Here is an 18,796-nt window from a genome sequence, read left to right on the forward strand (position 1 = left end):
ACGGCCGCGGCGAATCCTGGGGTGACACACCGGTCAGTCTAAATCCGTGCGCGAACACACCTGCCGATGCGTCAGCGCGCGATGACGAAAACCGGTAGCTGATGGGCGTGCGCGGCCAGTTCGTCGTCGCCGGCATCGACCGACAGTCCCTCGGGGAGGAATCGTTTGACCTCCCATCCCCACTTCGCCAGGTACGTCCGCAGGATCGGGACGCGCTGAGCCGGGTCCACCTCGTGCAGTGCGACGGTGCGTCGACGCCGACCGCGCCGAAGTTCGACGGTCCCGGCGGCACGCGCGTTGCGCACCCACTGCGTCTCGCCGCGGATGCCGATGAGGTATTCGGCACCCTCGAAGCGCAGCGGGTTGACCGGCACCTTCTGGGGCGTCCCGCTCACCCGTCCGACCACGGTGAGGGTGTGCGCGCCGGCGAGGTTCACGCCGTGATCGGCGAGCCAGCCGACCACGCGATTGAAGACCCGGTCCGGGGTGGCCGGCGGGATGTAGTGGGTGTCGTTCATGACTGTCCTTCCGAGGTCCGATGATCGAGAGCACTGATCTCGTTTTGAGTGTGCGCCCCTCGGAGCCGAAAATCAAGAGCACTGCTCTCGTTCTGTGCGAGAATGCGATCATGGCAGCAAAGACGACCCGGGCCGAGAACCGCGCGACGATGGAGGCACGGATCCGGCGGCTCGGCCGCGAGCATCTGAGCACCCATGGCGCAGCGGGGCTGTCGCTGCGGGCGATCGCACGGGATCTCGGGGTGGTGTCCTCGGCCGTCTACCGGTACGTACCCTCGCGTGATGATCTGCTGACCGCATTGGTGGTGGAGGCCTACAGCGACCTCGCCGACACCGTGGAACGCGCCGTCACCGAGCACGACCCGGATCGGCCGCACGACCGGCTGTTCGCGGCCTGCCGGACGATGCGGGCGTGGGCCGTGGCCGATCCGCCACGCTGGGCGTTGCTCTACGGCAGCCCGGTCCCCGGGTACGCCGCGCCTGCCGAACAGACCGTCGGCCCCGGCACCCGGGTGATCGCGATGGTGATCGGTGAGCTGGCACGCGCGGAGTCGGCCGGCCTGTTGACCCCGCGCGCGAGGCCGGTGCCGGTCGAGCTCAGTGACGACTTCGGCGCCATCCGAACCGAATTCGGCTCGACCATCTCCGACGACGCGCTCCTGGTCGCGACCGCACTCTGGTCGACGACGATCGGCGCCATCGGCCTCGAGGTGTTCGGACAGTACGGGCCTGACACCTTTTCCGCACCGGAACTCCTCTTCGACGCCCAGATCGCCGGTGCGCTCGCCGACGTCGACCGGTGAGAGTCACCGCGCGATCGACCGTGGCGTCGCGATGCCGATCAGCTTGTCGGGGTTGCGGATGGCGTAGATGTTGCGAACCACACCGTCGCCGACCTCGAGGACGAAGACGCCCTGCAACGCACCGTCGAAGTACACCCGGAGTCCGGGCAGGCTGTTGAAGATCGCCGACTCCACCCGAAGGTCGTCGACCTTGGCCCCGACTTGCGTGAAAGCGGCGAGAAGCCGGGCCACTGCGAGTGCACCGCGCACCGGCCGCCGGACCGCGGACGCCTTGCCGTCACTGTCGGCGACGAACTGCACCTCGGGCGCGAGGATCGTCATCAGCGTTGTCACGTCGCCGGATTCGGCAGCCGCCAGGAACGACGCGGTGATCTCGGCCGTGCGGGCCGCGTCCACCGGCTCGAAGCGCGGCCGGCGGGCCGCGACGTGCGCACGGGCACGGTGGGCGATCTGGCGAACCGACGTCGCCGTGCGCCCGACCATCTCCGCGATCTCGTCGTGACCGAAACCGAAGACCTCACGAAGCACGAACACCGCGCGCTCATCGGGGCCGAGGGTTTCCAGGACCACCAGCATCGCGGTCGAAACCGATTCCGCGAGCAGCACATCGGCGGCCGCGTCGTGTTCGTCGAGCAGGATCGGCTCGGGTAACCACGGACCCACATAGTCCTCCCGTCGCCGAGAGCGTGCGCGCACCACGTTCAGCGACTGTCGGGTGACCACCTTGGCCAGATAGGCCCGATCCTCCCGGACCTCGTCGAGGTCGACCTCGGCCCATCGTAGGTACGCGTCCTGGAGCACGTCGTCGGATTCGGTTGCCGAGCCCAGGATCTCGTAGGCGATGGTGAACAGCAGAGGTCGCAATTCGACGAATCGCGCGGCGTGTTCGTCGCTTCCGACGGCCATCAGATGATCCCCTCGGACGCAGTGCTACCCGCCGGCACCTCGAGTACACGTTCCTGCCCGCCGACCGACGGCGACGAACCGGGGCGCCGCTTCTCCATCCGCAGGCTCCAGATGACGCTGCGGCACACCAGTTCCTTGAGCGCCGCACCGGTTCGTCCGGAGATCACGACGCGGGCCGGGGTGTCGTCGCGATGCGTGCCCTGGATCACCGCGCCGTGGCGGCCCAGCGACGTGCACTGCCCGACGAAGGCGACCGAGACCGGCGCGGGCGCTTCGCCGCGGAGCCGGGCGAGGACCGTGTCGGCGGCGTGCGGACCGAGTTGCGTGGCGGCCTGGCAGCTCATCCGGAAGGGCACACCCGAGGGCGCCACCGCATCACCGGCGCCGACGATACGCGGATCATCGATGCTGGTCAGCGTCTCGTCGGCGAGGAGCCGGCCGATCGGATCGGTGCGCAGACCGCTCACCGCGGCCAGCTCGGGCACCCCGAATCCGGCGGCGACGATCGACGTCACACTGGGCAGCGTCTGCATCCGGCCATCAGGTCCCACAACGGTCACGGTATCGGCCGCAACCGCCGCCACACGATGGTCTTCGATGATCTCGACACCGAGTCGGCGCAGCGTCCGGCGCGCGATGCGCCGGGCGCGGGTGCCGAACGCCGGCGCCAGCGGTCCGCGGCACACCAGTCGGACGGTACGCCCGGCCTCAGCGAGTTCGGCGGCCAGTTCGATGCCGGTGAAACCGCCGCCGATCACCGTCGTCGGCGAGGCCGGCGCCGTCGTGGCGAGATGTCCCCGAAGTTCCTGTGCCACTTCCCAGTCGCCGAACACGAAGCCGTGCTCGGCAACACCGTCGATGGTGACCGGCGCACGACCGGTCGAGCCGACGGCGTAGATCAGCTGGTCATAGGGCAGCGATTCTCCGGACGCGAGTTCGACACGGCCCGCCGCGACATCGATTCGGGTCGCGGTGTCGACGACGAGACGTACGTCGTCGGCCAGCACCGTGCCGTATTCGGCGTCGGCGACGCCGGTCCCGGTGGCCCACTGGTGCAACCGAATCCGATGCACGAAATGCGGCCGTGGGTTCACCAGGTTCACCTGTGCGGCGCCGGCGCGTACGGCGGCACCGAGCCGGTTGGCCGCCAGCGTGCCCGCGTAACCGCCGCCGATCACGACGATGCGAGGCGCGGTGGGCTCTTCGGCGCTGTGCGGTGTGGTGTTCATGATTGCTCCTCGGATTGACGTCTGACGACAACCCTGAGACACCGCGCCGCGCCGAAATGTGACAGTGGCGCCTATGACGTCAGCCCACCATTGGTTTCGACGCGGCTCGGGCTCAACCAACAGGTAGGCGCAGTCAGGACACCTTGGTGAGGTCCGCGCTGACCCCGTCACCGAGCTCGATCGCCCCGGTGGCGTCCGCGAGCACCTCGAACCGCACCGCAAGAACCTCACCCGCGATCAGCCCGGCGTGCCGGGTGGCCCAGTCGAGACGGGTGTCGGGAACATACAGCCGCACCTCGATGCGGTCGGACACATCGAGTCCGGCGTTGCGGCGCGCATCCTGCAGTTCGCGAATCCGGTCCTTGGCCCACCCCTCGGCCTCGAGTTCCTCGGTGACCGTGGTGTCGAGGACAACGAGCCCGCGCCCACCGGGCAGTTCCGCCGTCGAATCCGGTTCCACCGCGACGAGTTTGCGCGTGTACTCACCCTCGGCGAGGTCGATACCGTCGGCGCTGACCACGTCGGAACCGTCGTCACCGGCACGAACCGACCAGTTGCCGGCCTTGACCGCCTTGATGACCCGCTGGACATCCTTGCCGAGCCGCGGGCCGGCCGCCCGCGCGTTCACCACGAGTTCGTAGCGTCCGTAGGCTGCGGTGTCAGTGGACAACGACACCTCCTTGACGTTCATCTCGTCGGCGATGAGCGCGGTGAACGGCTGCAGCCGCTCAGCGGTCGGCGAGGCAACGGTCAACCGCGACAACGGGAGTCGCACCCGCAACTGGTTGGCCTTGCGGACACTCGACGCGGTCGAGCACACCTGCTGGACCTCGTCCATCGCGGCCACCAGCTCGGCGTCGGCAGGCAGTTCGTCGGCCGCCGGCCAGTCCGTCAGATGCACCGAACGCTCGCCGGTCAGGCCGCGCCAGATCGCCTCGGTGGCCAGCGGCAGCAGCGGGGCGGCCAGCCGGGCGGCCACCTCGAGCACGGTGTACAGCGTGTCGAAGGCGTCCGGATCGGTGTCCTGCCCTGCCCAGAATCGTGAACGGGACCGTCGCACATACCAATTGGTCAGGGACTCGACGAAGCCGCGGAACGATTCGCAGGCACCGGCGATGTCGTAGACGTCGAGCGCCGCGGTCATCGTCTCCCGCGTGGTCGCCAGCTTGGCCAGGATGTAGCGATCCAGCACGTGCGTCGAATCGGTCCGCCAGGTGGCCGGACGCTCGGCGTAGAGCTGCAAGAAGCTGTAGGCGTTCCACAGCGGCAGCAGCGCCTGCCGCACGCCCTCACGGATTCCGCGCTCGGTGACCACGAGGTTGCCGCCGCGCAGCACCGGTGAGGCCATCAGGAACCAGCGCATCGCGTCGGAGCCGTCACGGTCGAAGACCTCGTTGACGTCGGGATAGTTGCGCTTGGATTTCGACATCTTCTGGCCGTCGTCGCCGAGCACGATGCCGTGGGCGATCACGCTCTTGAACGCCGGCCGGTCGAACAGCGCAGTGGCCAGGACATGCAAGTTGTAGAACCAGCCACGGGTCTGCCCGTTGTACTCGACGATGAAATCGCCTGGATTGTGCGGCAATTCGCCCGCGGCGTCATCCCCGTCGAACCAGTCGGCGTTCTCGAAGGGATAATGCACCTGCGCATACGGCATCGACCCGGATTCGAACCAGCAGTCGAGAACCTCGGGGACCCGGCGCATCGTCGAATTGCCGGTCGGGTCATCGGGATTGGGCCGGGTCAGCTCATCGATGTAGGGCCGGTGCAGGTTGTCCGGCCGCACGCCGAAGTCGCGTTCGAGTTCGTCCAGGGATCCGTACACGTCCACGCGCGGGTACTCCGGGTCGTCGGAGATCCACACCGGGATCGGCGCTCCCCAGAACCGGTTTCGGCTGATATTCCAATCGCGCGCACCCTCGAGCCACTTGCCGAACTGCCCGTCGCGGATGTGTTCGGGTGACCAGGTGATCTGCTTGTTCAGTTCGAGCATCCGCTCCTTGATCGGGCCCACAGCCACGAACCACGACGGAACCGCCATGTAGATCAACGGTTTTCCGGACCGCCACGAATGCGGATAGGAGTGCTCGATGGTCTCGTGCCGCAGCACCCGACCGGCCGCCTTGAGGTCCTTGATGATCACCGGGTTGGCGTCGAAGACCATCAGACCCTCGTACGGCGGGACCTGCGCGGTGAAGCGTCCGCCCGGATCGAGCGGCTGCACCACCTCGATGCCGTTGGCGGTCGCGAGTTCCATGTCCTCCTCACCGAAGGCGGGAGCGAGGTGCACGATGCCGGTGCCGTCCTCGGTGGTCACGTAGTCGCCCAACAGCACCCGGTGGGCGCCCGGATGTCCGACGAAGAAGTCGAACGGCGGTGTGTAGGAAAGACCTTCGAGCTCCGATCCGCGGTAGCTCCCGAGGACCTCGGTCTCACCGAGTTCCTTGGCGTAGCTGCCCAGCAGCGCCTTCGCGAGCAGATACTGCTGACCGTCGGACGATGCGACGTGCACGTACTCGACGTCGGGATGCACGGCAACGGCCAGGTTGGACGGCAGGGTCCACGGCGTGGTCGTCCAGATCAGCGCGTTGACCCCGTCGAGCGGTGATCCGGGCGCCCGCAACGGCATTCGCACGGTGACTGCCGGGTCCTGCCGCATGCGGTAGGCGTCGTCGAGTTTGGACTCCTGGTTGCTCAGCGGCGTCTGTTCGTACCAGCTGTACGGCAGGACCCGGTAGCCCTGATAGATCAGGCCCTTGTCGTGCAGCCGCTTGAACGCCCACATCACCGACTCCATGAAGTCGATGTCCAGGGTCTTGTAGTCGTTGTCGAAGTCCACCCAGCGTGCCTGCCGGGTCACATAGTCGCGCCATTCGCCGGTGTAGCGCAGCACCGAGTCGCGACAGAAGGCGTTGAATTTCTCCACGCCCATCGTCTCGATCTCGGACTTGTCGGTGATGCCGAGTTGGCGTTCGGCCTCGAGTTCGGCGGGCAGGCCGTGGGTGTCCCAGCCGAAGCGGCGTTCCACCCTCTTGCCGCGCATGGTCTGGTAACGCGGCACCACGTCTTTGACGTAGCCGGTCAGCAGATGACCGTAGTGCGGCAGGCCGTTGGCGAACGGTGGGCCGTCGTAGAAGACGAACTCCGGGCTGCCGGACCGGTTCTCGATGGAGGCGGCAAAGGTGTTGTCGGCGTCCCAGTAGCTCAGCACGTGCTGCTCGACGTCCGGGAACGACGGGGTGCTGCGTCCGGTCTCACCGCCGGCCGTCATGTCGACGACGGGGTAGACGCGGCCGGTCTGGGGTGCCTTCTCCGCGGCTACCTTCTCCTGGGATGCGCCGTCCTGGGATGCGCTGTTCGGGTCCGTCACGGTCGGTCTCCTCGTGCCAGTGTTGGTCGGCACGGGGACGCACACCGGAGGCCTGCGCGGTACCACCCCGCTTGCGCCGGGTACACCCGACGCCACTCACGAACCGCGTTCGGATGACCTCGTCGCATGAGATCTTCTTGCGGCCCTACGGCTGTGTCGGGCCGCACCCGCCCGGTTCTACTGGGAATCCCGACGCAGAGATCGTGCGCCTGGCTTCCGTTCTTCCGGGTGCTCCCCGGTGATGGCCGGATCAACGCGGTACTCAGTGTAGCGAGCGTTCGTGGACGACCGCCAATTGATTACGCGGACCCGCGCGGACCGAGGTGCCGGCTCGCCACAGGCCACTCAGTCCAGTGGCGGGCGCCAGTTGGGATCGAGCGGATCGAATGTCGGTTTGGGCCGCTCCGGTTCGGTGGGACGCGCGCCCGGCTCGGGTGTGCGGCCGCCCCGCGGGTCCTCCCCGCGCTGGGGGTCGCTCCCGGGCCGGGGGTCGCTTCCGGGCTGGGGGTAGGGACGTGCTTGGTAGCCGCCGGGACCGTATCGGCCCGGCCCCTGCTCGGATGGCCCCTGCTCGAATGGACGCTGGGGGGAAGGAACCGGCTGATCACCGGAACGCCACCCTCCGGTGTTCCCCGGCGTCGGGGGCGCCGGCGTCCGGTACGGGGCGGTGTCGGGTTGCGGCCGGGCGGGCGTCTCGGATCCACCGACGGATCTCAGGTAGTCCTCGAGTCCACCTTCGCGCGCCTGTTCGGGCGGCGTGTCCGGCGACACCGCGGAATGCCGCCCACTGTCTGTCGTGGTGGTGTGGCCGTCAGTGGTGCGGGGGCCGGACGTGTGCTCGTCCGGGACACCATTCCCGCCACCGGGCGCGGCGAGGTGCTCGGTCGGCGCGTCGACGCGATCGGTGACCGGTTCCGCGGCGTGCTCGGCGTCCGCGTCGTCGGCTCCCGGAACGAGGTCCTCGATGGAACGGGAGTTGCCACGCCGGCCCGATCCGATGACGTCGATCAAGAGGAACGCCAGACCGATCAGGCAGATCACGATGCAGGCGACCGCCAACCACACCTGGCCGGTGATCAGGCCGAGGATGAGCAACACGAACCCGACGAGGGTTGCGGCCAGCGCCAGGGTCAGCACGTCACCCGCCGCCTAAGCTTGCGCATCGAGGGGCAGTACTCAGCTCGGCGAGTAGCTGCTGTACCCGCCGCTACCCGGATCCGTCTGGAAGGAGGGATCGGGACGGCCGTTCTCGACGGGCGCCGCGCTGCCGCGTTGCTGCAGTTCCTCGAGCTGGGATTCCAGGTAGGTCTTCAGCCGGGTGCGGTACTCGCGTTCGAACGTCTTGAGTTGTTCGATACGGCCCTCGAGAACCACACGCTGCTGGTTGATGGTGCCCATGATCTCCGAGTGTTTGCGCTCGGCGTCGCTCTGCAGGGCGTCGGCACGTTCCTGGGCCTGCCGCAGCTGGGCCTCCGAACGGGTCTGCGCGTCGGCGAGGATCGCCTCCGAGCGCTGCCGCGCATCGGCGAGCATCGCGTCGGACTTGGTCTGGGCCTCCGACACCATGGCGTCGGCCCGGGCGTGCGCGTCGGCCAGCATCGCGTCGGCGTCGCTGCGTGCGCTGCTGGTCAGACGATCGGCGGTGTCCTGGGCGAGCGCCAGCACGCGAGCGGCGCGCACATGCGAGTCGTCCTGCTCACCGCCGCCGGTGGGTGCCGCCGGTGCCGCGGGCGCCGGGGCCGGCGTCGGCTCGGGGGTGGCGACGGCGAAAGCCTGGGTCCGGTCGTCGGTCGTGCTGGTCGCACCACCCGACGACTTGGCATCGGCGAGCTCACCTTCGAGCTCTTCGACGCGCTGTTTGAGATCGGAGTTCTCCTCGATCAGGCGGGCCAGCTCCGCCTCGACAAAGTCGAGGAACTGGTCGACTTCATCCTCGTTGTAGCCGCGCTTACCGATAGGCGGTTTGCTGAACGCGACGTTGTGCACATCAGCTGGAGTCAGCCGCATGTCGGTTCCCCTCATGTCGTTTGGAGCGTTGTCTTCAGTTTGTGGGACGCACACCCTGAGGCCGGAATCTCGATGACCCATTCTCCAGGCTGCACTACCCATACATACCAGTCAAAATCTGTAACTGGCGTCCCATCCTGTCACACCCGAACCGTTCGTTGCAGTCCTTCGATGCGCTCTCGCAATGAAACGGTCACTCGATGATGACATTTAACGGTAGAACATCCCACCGCGGACAGGTAGTGACCTGCGAATAGTTTTCTCCGACGACGCTGGTACGTCCGTACCGGACGTCATTCACGCATGTCCCGGGGGTAAGGACTACGCCTGCGAGAAATCAGGAAAACGGTTTCGGCGGAGCGAGCTCAGATCACTCCGGCGGCCATCAGCGCAGAGGCCATCGCACTGTTGCGCAGACCGGACACGACGTTCATCGCGATGATCACCACGATCATGACGATCATCAGCGAGAGATCGAGCCGTACCGGCCCCAGCGGGATCGGCGGGAGAACCCGACGCAACGCCTTGATCGGCGGATCCGTTGTCGTGAAGATCACTTCCAGGATCACCACGGTGACTCCGGTTGGCCGCCAGTCCCGGGCAAAAGTCCGCACCAGTTCGACGACGAGCCGAGCCAGTAGGAGCAACCAATAGATCAGCAGGAGGAAGTAGAGAACATCCCAGATAACCGCCACGGGTCAAGATTGCCTGAAAGGTCGGGTCGTCTGCGAATCCGCCGGTGTATCCGCTGCTCAGCTGTGGTTGTAGAAGCCGGTCTCGGCGATCTTGCGCCGATCCTCGGGCGACACGTCCACGTCCGCCGGCGAGAGGAGGAAGACCTTGGTGGCCACCTTGTCGAAGGAGCCGCGCAAGGCGAAGGCCAGACCCGCGGCGAAATCGACGAGACGCTTGGCGTCGTCGTTGCTCATGTCGACGAGATCCATGATGACCGGATTGCCGTCGCGGAACCGCTCACCGATGGTGCGTGCCTCGCTGTAATCCGAAGGCCGCAGCGTGGTGATCTTCTGCAGCGGACTGTCGGCGAAGACGCGCTCGAGTTCGGCACGCTGCTCGGCACTCATCGCACGCGGACCGGCCGCCCGCAGTGCCGCGCTGCTGGTCCGCTGCAGCGGCTCGAGCCGCGCCCCACCGCGCAGATCGCCGCCGCGCAGATCAGCACCCCGCAGTTCGCCGACGGCGCGGACCCGATCCATCGCCTCCACCGACGGACGTGCACCCGCGTAGGCGTATTCGGGCTCGAAACCCGTGTCGTAGCCGGCGTAGCGACGCTCCTCGGCGTAGGCGAGGTCCACGTCGCGGTAACCGAGGTCGCGCATCGGAGGTTCGCCGTAGCCGGGCTCGTAACCGTCTCCGTAGTAGTCGTCACCGCGAACGTCGTTGCGGTAGCCGCGATCTCGCGAACCGCGCATGGGGCCGGCCGGCTCGTCGAGGTAATCGTCCTCGTACTCGCTCGGCGGCACCATGCCGAAATACGCCTTGAACTTCTGCATCGTGGTCATATTCGGCCTCCCTGTCGACGACGCCGCTTCGCTGCCGTGCCCGGTGTTGCTTGAGTTGTCGGTGTTCTGCTTGGTTCTGTTGTGACTAATGTGATTACTGAGAGAGTAGCGGCCGCTCTCCCAGGATCGCGGTACCGACACGCACGCATGTCGAGCCATGTGCCACGGCGATTTCCAGGTCCCCCGACATTCCGGCGGAGAGCTCGGTCGCGTCGGGATGTGACCGGGTGAAGTCCGCGTGGATGCGAGCGAGCTCGGCCATCCAGTGCGCACGCTCACCGGCGAGCGGCGCGATCGCCATCAGCCCACGCAGAGACAGCGCCGGCGACCCGGCCACGGCGTCGGCGACATCGGCAAGGTCGGCTTCGAGGAGCCCGCCGCGGTGCGGATCCCCGTCCAGGCTCACCTGCAGCAGCACTCCGAGCGGATCGTCGCGGTCGCCGGCGTCGAGCGCGGCCTGCGCGGCGTCGGCGAGCCGCTCGGCGAGCTTGCGGCGGTCGACGGAGTGCACGGCGCGGGCCCAGCGAGCCACACCACCGGCCTTCTTGGTCTGCACCGTGCCGATCATGTCGAAGGTGGGCGGCGGGGTGATCTCGCCACCCGCGCGGACCTCGGCGATCTTGCGGCCGGCCTCCGGCTCCCGCGATTCGCCGAAGGTGCGTACCCCGAGCCCGATCAGTCGACGCACGTCGTCCGCCGGGAAGAACTTCGTCACCACCAGCAGTTCGACCGCACCGGCCGGCCGGTGGGCAGCGGCAACCGCGGCGTCGAGGCGCTCCCGCACCGCACGCAGGCGAGCCGCCAGTTCCGTGGTCCGCGCATCCCGCGATGCGGAGAAATCCGAGCCGGTGCCGTCCGTGCCGGGATCATTCATGCCCGTCACCCCGCCGAATCGGACTCGACGCCCCTGGTTCCGCCCGATTCTCCGGTGGCGTCGGCATCCATCCAGATCACCGAGGCAAGACGGCCGGTCGGCGCGCCGCGGCGATGACTGTACAGTCCGGTGTCGGAGATGGTGCAGCGCGGGTCGACGGCGACCGCGGCGACTCCCGCGTCGAGCAGCTGACGACGCAACCCGGCACGCAGATCCAGCCCGGGAGTCCCCTGCACGGTGCGGCAGGCGCTTCCGGGCAGGTGCTTTTCAACGTCACGCTGCATCTCGGCGGGCACCTCGTAGCGTTCACCGCTTGCGGCCGGCCCGAGAAAGGCACCGATCCGATCGATCCGGGCACCGAGTTCGACCATCACCCGCAACGTCTCGCCGACGATCCCGATCCGGGCCCCGACCCGCCCCGCGTGGACCCCGGCGATCACCCCGGCCTCGTCGTCGCTCAGCAGCACCGGCACACAGTCGGCCGACAGTACGGCGAGCGCGAGCCCCGGGGTCGAGGTCACCAGGGCGTCGGTGGCCGGCACCGCAGCGGACACCGGCTCGTCGACGACCGTGACGTTGCGACTGTGGATCTGTTCCATCCACACCACCGAGCCGGGTGCGACGCCGATCTGCTCGGCAAGCCGAATCCGGTTGGCCGCGACGGCTTTCGGGTCGTCGCCGACGTGATCGCCCAGGTTGAACGAGTCGTACGGCGCGGCCGAGACGCCGCCGGACCGGGTGGTGATCACACGACGCACCCGCATCGCGTGGCTCAGCGCTTCATGAAGGACGGTACGTCGACGTCGTCGTCGTCGAGCCGAACGGTGTTGCGCCGCGGCGGTTCCGGCTGCTGTTCGGCAAAGGGGTCACCCTTGCTGGCGGGCATCTCACTGAACAGCGGATCGTTCTTGCGCGGCGGCGTGACGGCACCGGCCTGTCCCTGACCGACCGCGGTGTGACCGGTCGCGGCGGGAGTGTCGGTGCGCTTGCGCGGTGCGCCACCGTCGAATCCGGCGGCGATCACCGTCACGCGCACCTCGTCGCCGAGGTTGTCGTCGATGACGGTACCGAAGATGATGTTCGCGTCCTCGTGGGCGGCTTCCTGGACCTGGGTGGCAGCGTTGTGGATCTCGAACAGGCCGAGGTCACTGCCGCCGGCGATCGAGATGAGCACGCCGCGCGCACCCTCCATCGACGCCTCGAGCAGCGGCGAGTTGATCGCCGACTCGGCCGCCTTCTTCGCACGGTCCTCGCCGCGCGACGAACCGATCCCCATCAGCGCGCTGCCCGCGTCACTCATGACGCCCTTGACGTCGGCGAAGTCGACGTTGATCAGGCCGGGCGTGGTGATCAGGTCGGTGATGCCCTGCACGCCGTTGAGCAGTACCTCGTCGGCGCTGCGGAACGCGTCCATCAAGCTCACCTGGGCGTCGCCGAGCTGCAGCAGACGGTCGTTGGGGATCACGATCAGCGTGTCGCAGGACTCGCGCAGCGCGGTGATGCCCGCCTCGGCCTGGCCCCCGCGACGCTTGCCCTCGAAGGAGAACGGCCGGGTCACCACACCGACGGTGAGGGCGCCGAGCTTGCGCGCGATCGACGCGACCACCGGCGCGCCACCGGTGCCGGTGCCACCACCCTCGCCCGCGGTGACGAAGACCATGTCGGCACCCTTGAGCAGTTCCTCGATCTCGTCGCGCGCGTCCTCGGCGGCTCGCCGTCCGACCTCCGGGTCGGCACCGGCGCCGAGACCACGGGTCGAGTCGCGACCGACGTCGAGCTTGACGTCGGCATCGCTCATCAACAGCGCCTGCGCGTCGGTGTTGATGGCGATGAACTCGACCCCCTTGAGTCCTTGTTCGATCATCCGATTGACGGCGTTGACGCCGCCGCCGCCGATGCCGACGACCTTGATCACGGCCAGGTAGTTGTGCGGTGGCGTCATGCGCTCGCCTTCCTCATTCGTCTCAAAACTGACTAACTCGGTCATCCGGTGACGAAACCCTAAACCTGAACCATAGATTTAGAGTTATGTCAAGTAGTTCCGTGTTGGACTGAACGCTAGGCATCCGACGGCCCGCGAGCCAGGTTCGGCGTCGGCGTGTCGTGAAGTTGATGCGAGAAATCGTGCCGGAGAACGCGAAAGCGGACTCTTCGGCCCGCGTCGGATCACTTCAGTGCCGGAAAGTCCGGACTCGAGACGTTGTAGGTCGACGCCTTCCGGGTCAGGATGTCCCCCAGCGTGCGTGCCTTGTCGGCACCGCGTTCGCTGTCCCCCCACACCACGGTGCGCTTGCCGGTGAGGGTGAGTTCGATGGCCACCGGGGAGGTCGCCGAGACCCGGATCACCTGTCGCAGCAACGACTCGGGTAGCCCGGAGACCACTTCGAGGGTCGCCTTGGTGGTGGGATCGGTCGGCCCGGGCGTCGGCGTGACGAGTTCGGGCAGCTTGAGCATCTCCGGCGGGACACCTTGGCGCCGATCGTAATTCAGGTACGCCACCCCGGTGCGATCGAGCACGTGCACCTTGGTGTCCTCGTTGATGATCACCACCGGCGTGCGCTCGGTGACCGTGATCAGCAACGAGGACGGATACGACCGTTGCACCCGAACCGATTCCACCGACGGGATGGCCGCCACCCGCTGCGCCACGGCACGGGTGTCGACCTGCAGGAGCGGTGTGCCCTCGGGCACCTCGGCGACCCACAGGATCTCGTCGGTCGGGACCGCCTTGTTGTCGCGGACCTCGGTGCTGCGCACCGACATCAACGGAGTGAGATAGGCGATCAGCACCAGACCGACGCCGATCAGGATCACCATCAGCGTGCCGAACAGCAGCCGCGACCGACGAGATCGCGCGCCGGTCATGACACGCGTCCCGGACGGTCGGACTCGTCGGCTCCCTCCGTGGCCCCGGCGTCGTCACGCGCCGCATTCCCGGGCAGGATGTCCTCGGGCATGACATTTTCGAGCGCGGCCAGGATCTCCGGGCCCTGCATGGTGATGTCACCGGCCCCCAGCGTCAGGACGATGTCCCCGGGCCGGGTGATCTGCGCCACCTGTGCGGCCAGCCGCGACAGGTCGGGGGCGAACTGCGCCGGAATGTGCATGCGGTCGGCGATGATCCGGCCACTCACCCCGGGGATCGGCTGCTCACGCGCACCGTAGACGTCGGCGATCACCGCGGCATCCGCGTGATCGAGTGCGGTGGCGAATTCTCCGGCGAACTCCATCGTCCGTGAGTACAGGTGCGGCTGAAAGACCGCGATGACACGTCCCGCCCGGCCGGTGGCCGGACCGTCCGTGCGTGCGGTCACCATGTCCCGGGCCGCGGTCAGCACGGCCGCCACCTCGGTCGGATGATGTGCGTAGTCGTCGATCACGTCCACCCCGCCACACCGGCCCCGGAACTCGAACCGGCGGTGCACCCCCCCGAACGCCCCGATGCCGGAGATGACGCCGGCGAGGTCGGCACCGAGCCGGGCGCACCCGATGATCGCGCCGATTCCGTTGAGCGACATGTGTTTTCCAGGCAAAGTCAGTCCGACGGTGAACTCCGACGGCTCGTCGACGAGAGGTGCGGTGAACCGGACCCGGGCCTGGCCGCCGGTGGCCGAAGCCGACCACGACAGCAGGTGCGCCACGTGGTGGACACCGGGCGCGAGGCCGGCGTGCACGCCTTCGCCGTATCCGAGTACCGCGACGCCGCGGTCACCGAGTCGCGCCGCGACCCGGCCGCCGAGTGCTGCGGCACCGGGATCGTCGAGGCACACCACCAGCGTCCCGCCGTCGACGATCCGGTCGGCGAAGTCGTCGAAGACGGCGACGTATCGCTCGATGGTGCCGAAGAAATCGAGATGATCGACGTCGATGTTGGTCACGACCACCACATCCGGCGTGTACTCCAGCAGCGAACCGTCGCTCTCGTCGGCCTCCGCGACGAACACTCCGTCGTGGCCGTGATGCGCGTTGGTGCCCGACTCGTTGAGCTCTCCCCCGATCGCGAAGGACGGATCCTGGCCGCAATGCTGCAGCGCGACGACGGCCATCGACGTCGTCGACGTCTTGCCGTGGGTGCCCGCGATCAGCAGCGTGCGATGACCGGCCATCAGCTCGGCGAGAACCCGCGGCCGCAACAGGATCGGGATGCCCCGCGAGCGCGCCGCCACGAGTTCGGGATTGGTCTTGGGGATGGCCGCGTGGGTCGTCACGATCACCGACGGGCCGCCCGGGATCTGGTCGAGCGCCGACGGATCGTGCCCCACCTGGATTCGGGCTCCGCGTGTGCGCAGTTCGAGGATGCCGCGGCTGTTCTTGGCGTCCGACCCGGACACCTGCCCGCCCCGGGCGAGCAGAATGCGGGCCAGACCCGACATGCCGGCCCCGCCGATCCCCACCATGTGCACGCGCCGGAGCTGTTCGGGCAGGGAGTCGACCTCTCCGGGATCGGTCATCTCGTCACCTCCTGCAGCGCGCCTCGGGCGGCGGTCGCCGCGATCGGATCGTCGCGGTCGCGCCACTGTCCCATTGTCACCGCGGATCGCTCGAACCCGGTGAACGAAACGCCCCCGACCGACGTCCGCGACGAGAGCCGGCGGCCGCCCGGTGACGCGCGGCGAGCTCGAGGGCCGCCGAGGCGACCGCACTCGCCGCGTCGCGGTGTCCGGTCCCGGCCGCGGCATGCGACATCGCGGTCAGCCGGTCGGCATCGGACAACAGGGCGGGCACCTCGCGGGCCACCCAGTCGGCGGTGATCTCGTCGTTGTCCACCAGCACCCCACCGCCGGCCTCGACGACGGGCAGCGCGTTGAGTCGTTGCTCACCATTGCCGTGCGGGAGCGGGACGTAGATGGCGGGCAGCCCGGTCGCCGACACCTCGGCGACCGTCATCGCCCCCGATCGGCACATGACGAGGTCGGCTGCGGCATAGGCCAGGTCCATCCGCTTGAGGTAGCCGACGGCCCGGTAGGGCGGAGCGCCGTCGGGGACCTCGGGGTCGATCGAGTTCTTGGGTCCGTAGGCGTGCAGGACACCGATCCCGGCCGCACCGAGCGTGGGCGCCGCTCCGGCGACCGCCTCGTTGAGACGCTGCGCCCCCTGGGAACCACCGAACACCAGCAGCGTCGGCGCATCGTCGGCGAGACCGAAGTAGTGCCGGGCCTTGGCACGTAGTTCGGATCGGTCGAGTTCGGCGAGGACCCCGCGCACCGGGATGCCCACCACACTGGCGTCGTCGAGGCCGGATCCGGCGACGGCCGCCATCACCCGATCAGCGAAGCGGGCACCGACCTTGTTCGCGATCCCGGCACTCGCATTTGCCTCATGGATGACGATCGGGATTCGGCCGGCTCCCCGGACGTGGGCCCGGGCCGCCAGATACGCGGGCAGCGCGACGTAGCCGCCGAAGCCGATCACGACGTCGGCGCCGACCGCGGCGAGCACCCGACGGGTCGCGGCGACCGACCGGATCAACCGCGCGGGTGTGCGGGCCAACTCGAGTCCGGGTTTGCGTGGCAACGGCACCGGCGGGATGAGTTCGAGGTCGTATCCGCGCTCGGGCACCAGAGTGACCTCGAGACCGCGATGGGTGCCCAGCGCGGTGATCCGGGCGGTGGGGTCGAGCAGGGCGACGGCGTCGGCGACGGCGAGCGCCGGCTCGATGTGACCCGCGGTACCACCGCCGGCAACCACCACCGACAGTGGCCTCGAGGCGCTCGTATCCTTTTGTCCTGCAGCCGAACTCACGCGTACATCCACCTGATCGTAGGCTCTGGCGCGCTCCGCACGCCCTGTCGTCACCGGGACCCTGCGGGCCGACGGGGCACAGCTCCCCGATGGCTCGTGCCCCGGTAGCTCGTATCCCGGTGGCTCGCATCACGGTGGCTCGTACCCCACGAACCGGCGGTGGTCCGTGGTCGCTCGGGTTGCCCGTGCGCGCGGCGAGCACGCGGGGAGGCCGATCCGATGTCCCGGTACCCGCCACGGTAGTCGACCCGCGACCACGACCCGGCGCCCGACCCGGCGGCCGTCTGCCGCGTCCGCGGCGGCGGGCTCGGCGGTGTCTGCGACCGGCGCCACGGCGGAGTGAAGCCGCGCTTGGGCGACTCCTGCCGAACCTGGTCGCGAGCACCCCGGCCGCGGGCGGATGGCTGCGCCGACCGGCCACGGACACCGCGCGGGGGCCGATGCGGTGTGCCGGTGCGCTTGCGGTCCATCCGGTCGCGCAGGTTCTCCGCACGCGTCTTGCGGTAGGCCACCGGAGTGGGCAGCCGGAGCAGGCGCGACATCCGCGACGGACGCCCGGTGGTGAGCGCGGCGACCGCCTCCGGTTCGTGCCGGGCCGCGTTGGCCAGCAGGCCCAGCATCGCGAGGATGGTGAGGGTGGAGGTACCGCCGGCCGACAACAGCGGCAACTGGATTCCGGTGACGGGCAGCAGCCCGATCACGTAGCCGATGTTGATCAGTGCCTGCGCGGTGATGAGCACCGTGATGGTGGCCGACATCAATCGGAGGAACGGATCGGTCGAACGGTGCGCGATGCGGAACCCGACGTAGGCGAGCACCACGAACAGGAAGACGACGAGCAGACCGCCGAGCAGACCGAGTTCTTCACCGATGATCGCGAAGATGAAGTCGTTGTGGGCGTTGGGCAGATAGTTCCACTTGGCCCGGCTCTGCCCGAGCCCGACGCCGAAGACTCCCCCGTTGGCCAGCGCATAGGTGGCCTGCCGTTCCTGGTATCCGGCGCCCTGCGGATCGTCGATGTTGTTGAGGAAGCTCATCACGCGCTGGGACCGATAGCCCTCGACGAGAGCCAACATCACCGCGATGCCGATCGCGCTGATCGCGAAGGTGAGGAAGACCTTGATCGGCAGTCCCGCGAACCACAGCAACGCACCGATGATGATCGCGATGGTGATGGTGGTACTCAGGTTGGGTTCCAGGATGATCAGCAGACAGATCAGCAGGCCCACCGGCACCAGCGGAACCAGCAGTTCGCGCAATGACGCGTTGTCCTGACGACGTGATGCGAGCAGGTGGGCACCCCAGACACACAGGGCCACCTTGACCAGCTCCGAGGGCTGCACCGAGAGCCCGTAGATGACGAACCAGCGCCGCGCACCCTGACTCAGGGTGCCGATACCGGGGATGAGCACCAGCGCGAGGAGCACGGTGGTGACGATCATCAGCGGGGCCGCGGCACGTCGCAGGAAGCGAACCGGCACCCGCAGCGTGAGGTAGAAGACGAAGAACCCGAGGAACGCGAAGATCACCTGGGTGGAGAACAGCCCGTAGGCCGATCCCTCCTTGGAATAGCCCTCCACCGACGACGCCGAGAGCACCATGACCAGACCGAAGCTGGTGAGCAGGAAGGCCATCGTCACAATCAGGTGATAGGACGCGAGCGGGCGCGCCAGCAGGTTGCGGATGGCCTCGGCGATCGCGGCCGGCGCGGAGGCACCCACCGCCGCCGCGGACCGGGCGGCCTCGACGGTGGTGGTCGCCATGGCGCGGGCACCGGTCAGCGTGGACGTGCGAGTGGCGGAAGTGCGAGTCGACGGCGTACCCGTG

16 protein-coding genes are annotated in these 18,796 nt (G+C 68.3%); 1 reads left to right on the forward strand and 15 read right to left on the reverse strand.

The genetic code is table 11. The features are described 5' to 3' along the window. Positions 1-71: 71 nt before the first annotated feature. A complete protein-coding gene (locus GBRO_RS14920) occupies positions 72-518 on the reverse strand; it encodes a nitroreductase/quinone reductase family protein (RefSeq protein WP_012834727.1) in 447 nt (148 codons plus the stop codon). A 110-nt stretch (positions 519-628) separates the two neighbouring features. On the opposite strand from GBRO_RS14920, the gene GBRO_RS14925 reads away from it, so the two are divergent. After that, positions 629-1,321, forward strand: coding sequence for a TetR/AcrR family transcriptional regulator (locus tag GBRO_RS14925; protein WP_012834728.1), 693 nt, complete (start codon positions 629-631; stop codon positions 1,319-1,321). Between the two features lie 3 nt (positions 1,322-1,324). Here GBRO_RS14925 and sigJ read toward each other — a convergent pair whose 3' ends face one another. The 14 genes from sigJ to ftsW all read right to left on the reverse strand — a co-directional run bounded on the left by sigJ (position 1,325) and on the right by ftsW (position 18,732). Beyond that, positions 1,325-2,227: an RNA polymerase sigma factor SigJ gene (gene sigJ / locus GBRO_RS14930; RefSeq protein WP_012834729.1), complete on the reverse strand. Its 903-nt coding sequence runs from the start codon at positions 2,225-2,227 to the stop codon at positions 1,325-1,327. Further along, on the reverse strand, positions 2,227-3,456 hold the full coding sequence (locus GBRO_RS14935; RefSeq protein WP_012834730.1) for an NAD(P)/FAD-dependent oxidoreductase: 1,230 nt from the start codon (positions 3,454-3,456) through the stop codon (positions 2,227-2,229). Before GBRO_RS14935 ends, sigJ begins: the two co-directional genes overlap by 1 nt. A 133-nt stretch (positions 3,457-3,589) precedes the next feature. Beyond that, on the reverse strand, positions 3,590-6,727 hold the full coding sequence (ileS, locus tag GBRO_RS14940; RefSeq protein WP_052298413.1) for an isoleucine--tRNA ligase: 3,138 nt from the start codon (positions 6,725-6,727) through the stop codon (positions 3,590-3,592). A 444-nt stretch (positions 6,728-7,171) separates the two neighbouring features. Next, positions 7,172-7,963 carry a hypothetical protein gene (locus GBRO_RS14945; protein WP_012834732.1) on the reverse strand — a complete coding sequence of 264 codons (792 nt, stop codon included), beginning with the start codon at positions 7,961-7,963 and terminating at the stop codon, positions 7,172-7,174. 39 nt (positions 7,964-8,002) lie between these two features. Next, complete coding sequence (gene wag31 / locus GBRO_RS14950) at positions 8,003-8,833, reverse strand: DivIVA-like cell division protein Wag31 (RefSeq protein WP_012834733.1); 831 nt, start codon at positions 8,831-8,833, stop codon at positions 8,003-8,005. Positions 8,834-9,198: 365 nt separating this feature from the next. Further along, positions 9,199-9,528 (reverse strand): YggT family protein, encoded by a 330-nt coding sequence (locus GBRO_RS14955; RefSeq protein WP_012834734.1) that lies wholly within the window; start codon positions 9,526-9,528, stop codon positions 9,199-9,201. Between the two features lie 57 nt (positions 9,529-9,585). Further along, positions 9,586-10,353 (reverse strand): cell division protein SepF, encoded by a 768-nt coding sequence (locus GBRO_RS14960; RefSeq protein ID WP_012834735.1) that lies wholly within the window; start codon positions 10,351-10,353, stop codon positions 9,586-9,588. Between the two features lie 94 nt (positions 10,354-10,447). Continuing rightward, positions 10,448-11,227, reverse strand: a complete 780-nt coding sequence (locus tag GBRO_RS14965; RefSeq protein WP_012834736.1) for a YggS family pyridoxal phosphate-dependent enzyme — start codon at positions 11,225-11,227, stop codon at positions 10,448-10,450. Between the two features lie 5 nt (positions 11,228-11,232). Next, positions 11,233-11,991 (reverse strand): peptidoglycan editing factor PgeF, encoded by a 759-nt coding sequence (gene pgeF / locus GBRO_RS14970; RefSeq protein WP_012834737.1) that lies wholly within the window; start codon positions 11,989-11,991, stop codon positions 11,233-11,235. 8 nt (positions 11,992-11,999) lie between these two features. Then, positions 12,000-13,169, reverse strand: coding sequence for a cell division protein FtsZ (gene ftsZ / locus GBRO_RS14975; RefSeq protein ID WP_012834738.1), 1,170 nt, complete (start codon positions 13,167-13,169; stop codon positions 12,000-12,002). A 224-nt stretch (positions 13,170-13,393) separates the two neighbouring features. Continuing rightward, positions 13,394-14,092, reverse strand: a complete 699-nt coding sequence (locus tag GBRO_RS14980; RefSeq protein ID WP_012834739.1) for a cell division protein FtsQ/DivIB — start codon at positions 14,090-14,092, stop codon at positions 13,394-13,396. Then, positions 14,089-15,678: a UDP-N-acetylmuramate--L-alanine ligase gene (gene murC, locus GBRO_RS14985; RefSeq protein WP_012834740.1), complete on the reverse strand. Its 1,590-nt coding sequence runs from the start codon at positions 15,676-15,678 to the stop codon at positions 14,089-14,091. The genes GBRO_RS14980 and murC overlap by 4 nt, the downstream gene beginning before the upstream one ends. 76 nt (positions 15,679-15,754) lie before the next feature. Next, positions 15,755-16,969 carry an undecaprenyldiphospho-muramoylpentapeptide beta-N-acetylglucosaminyltransferase gene (murG, locus tag GBRO_RS14990; RefSeq protein ID WP_041920562.1) on the reverse strand — a complete coding sequence of 405 codons (1,215 nt, stop codon included), beginning with the start codon at positions 16,967-16,969 and terminating at the stop codon, positions 15,755-15,757. A gap of 50 nt (positions 16,970-17,019) precedes the next feature. Beyond that, a complete protein-coding gene (gene ftsW, locus GBRO_RS14995) occupies positions 17,020-18,732 on the reverse strand; it encodes a putative lipid II flippase FtsW (protein ID WP_012834742.1) in 1,713 nt (570 codons plus the stop codon). Positions 18,733-18,796: the final 64 nt, after the last annotated feature.

The sequence above is a fragment of the Gordonia bronchialis DSM 43247 genome (assembly GCF_000024785.1).
Taxonomy (GTDB): domain Bacteria; phylum Actinomycetota; class Actinomycetes; order Mycobacteriales; family Mycobacteriaceae; genus Gordonia; species Gordonia bronchialis.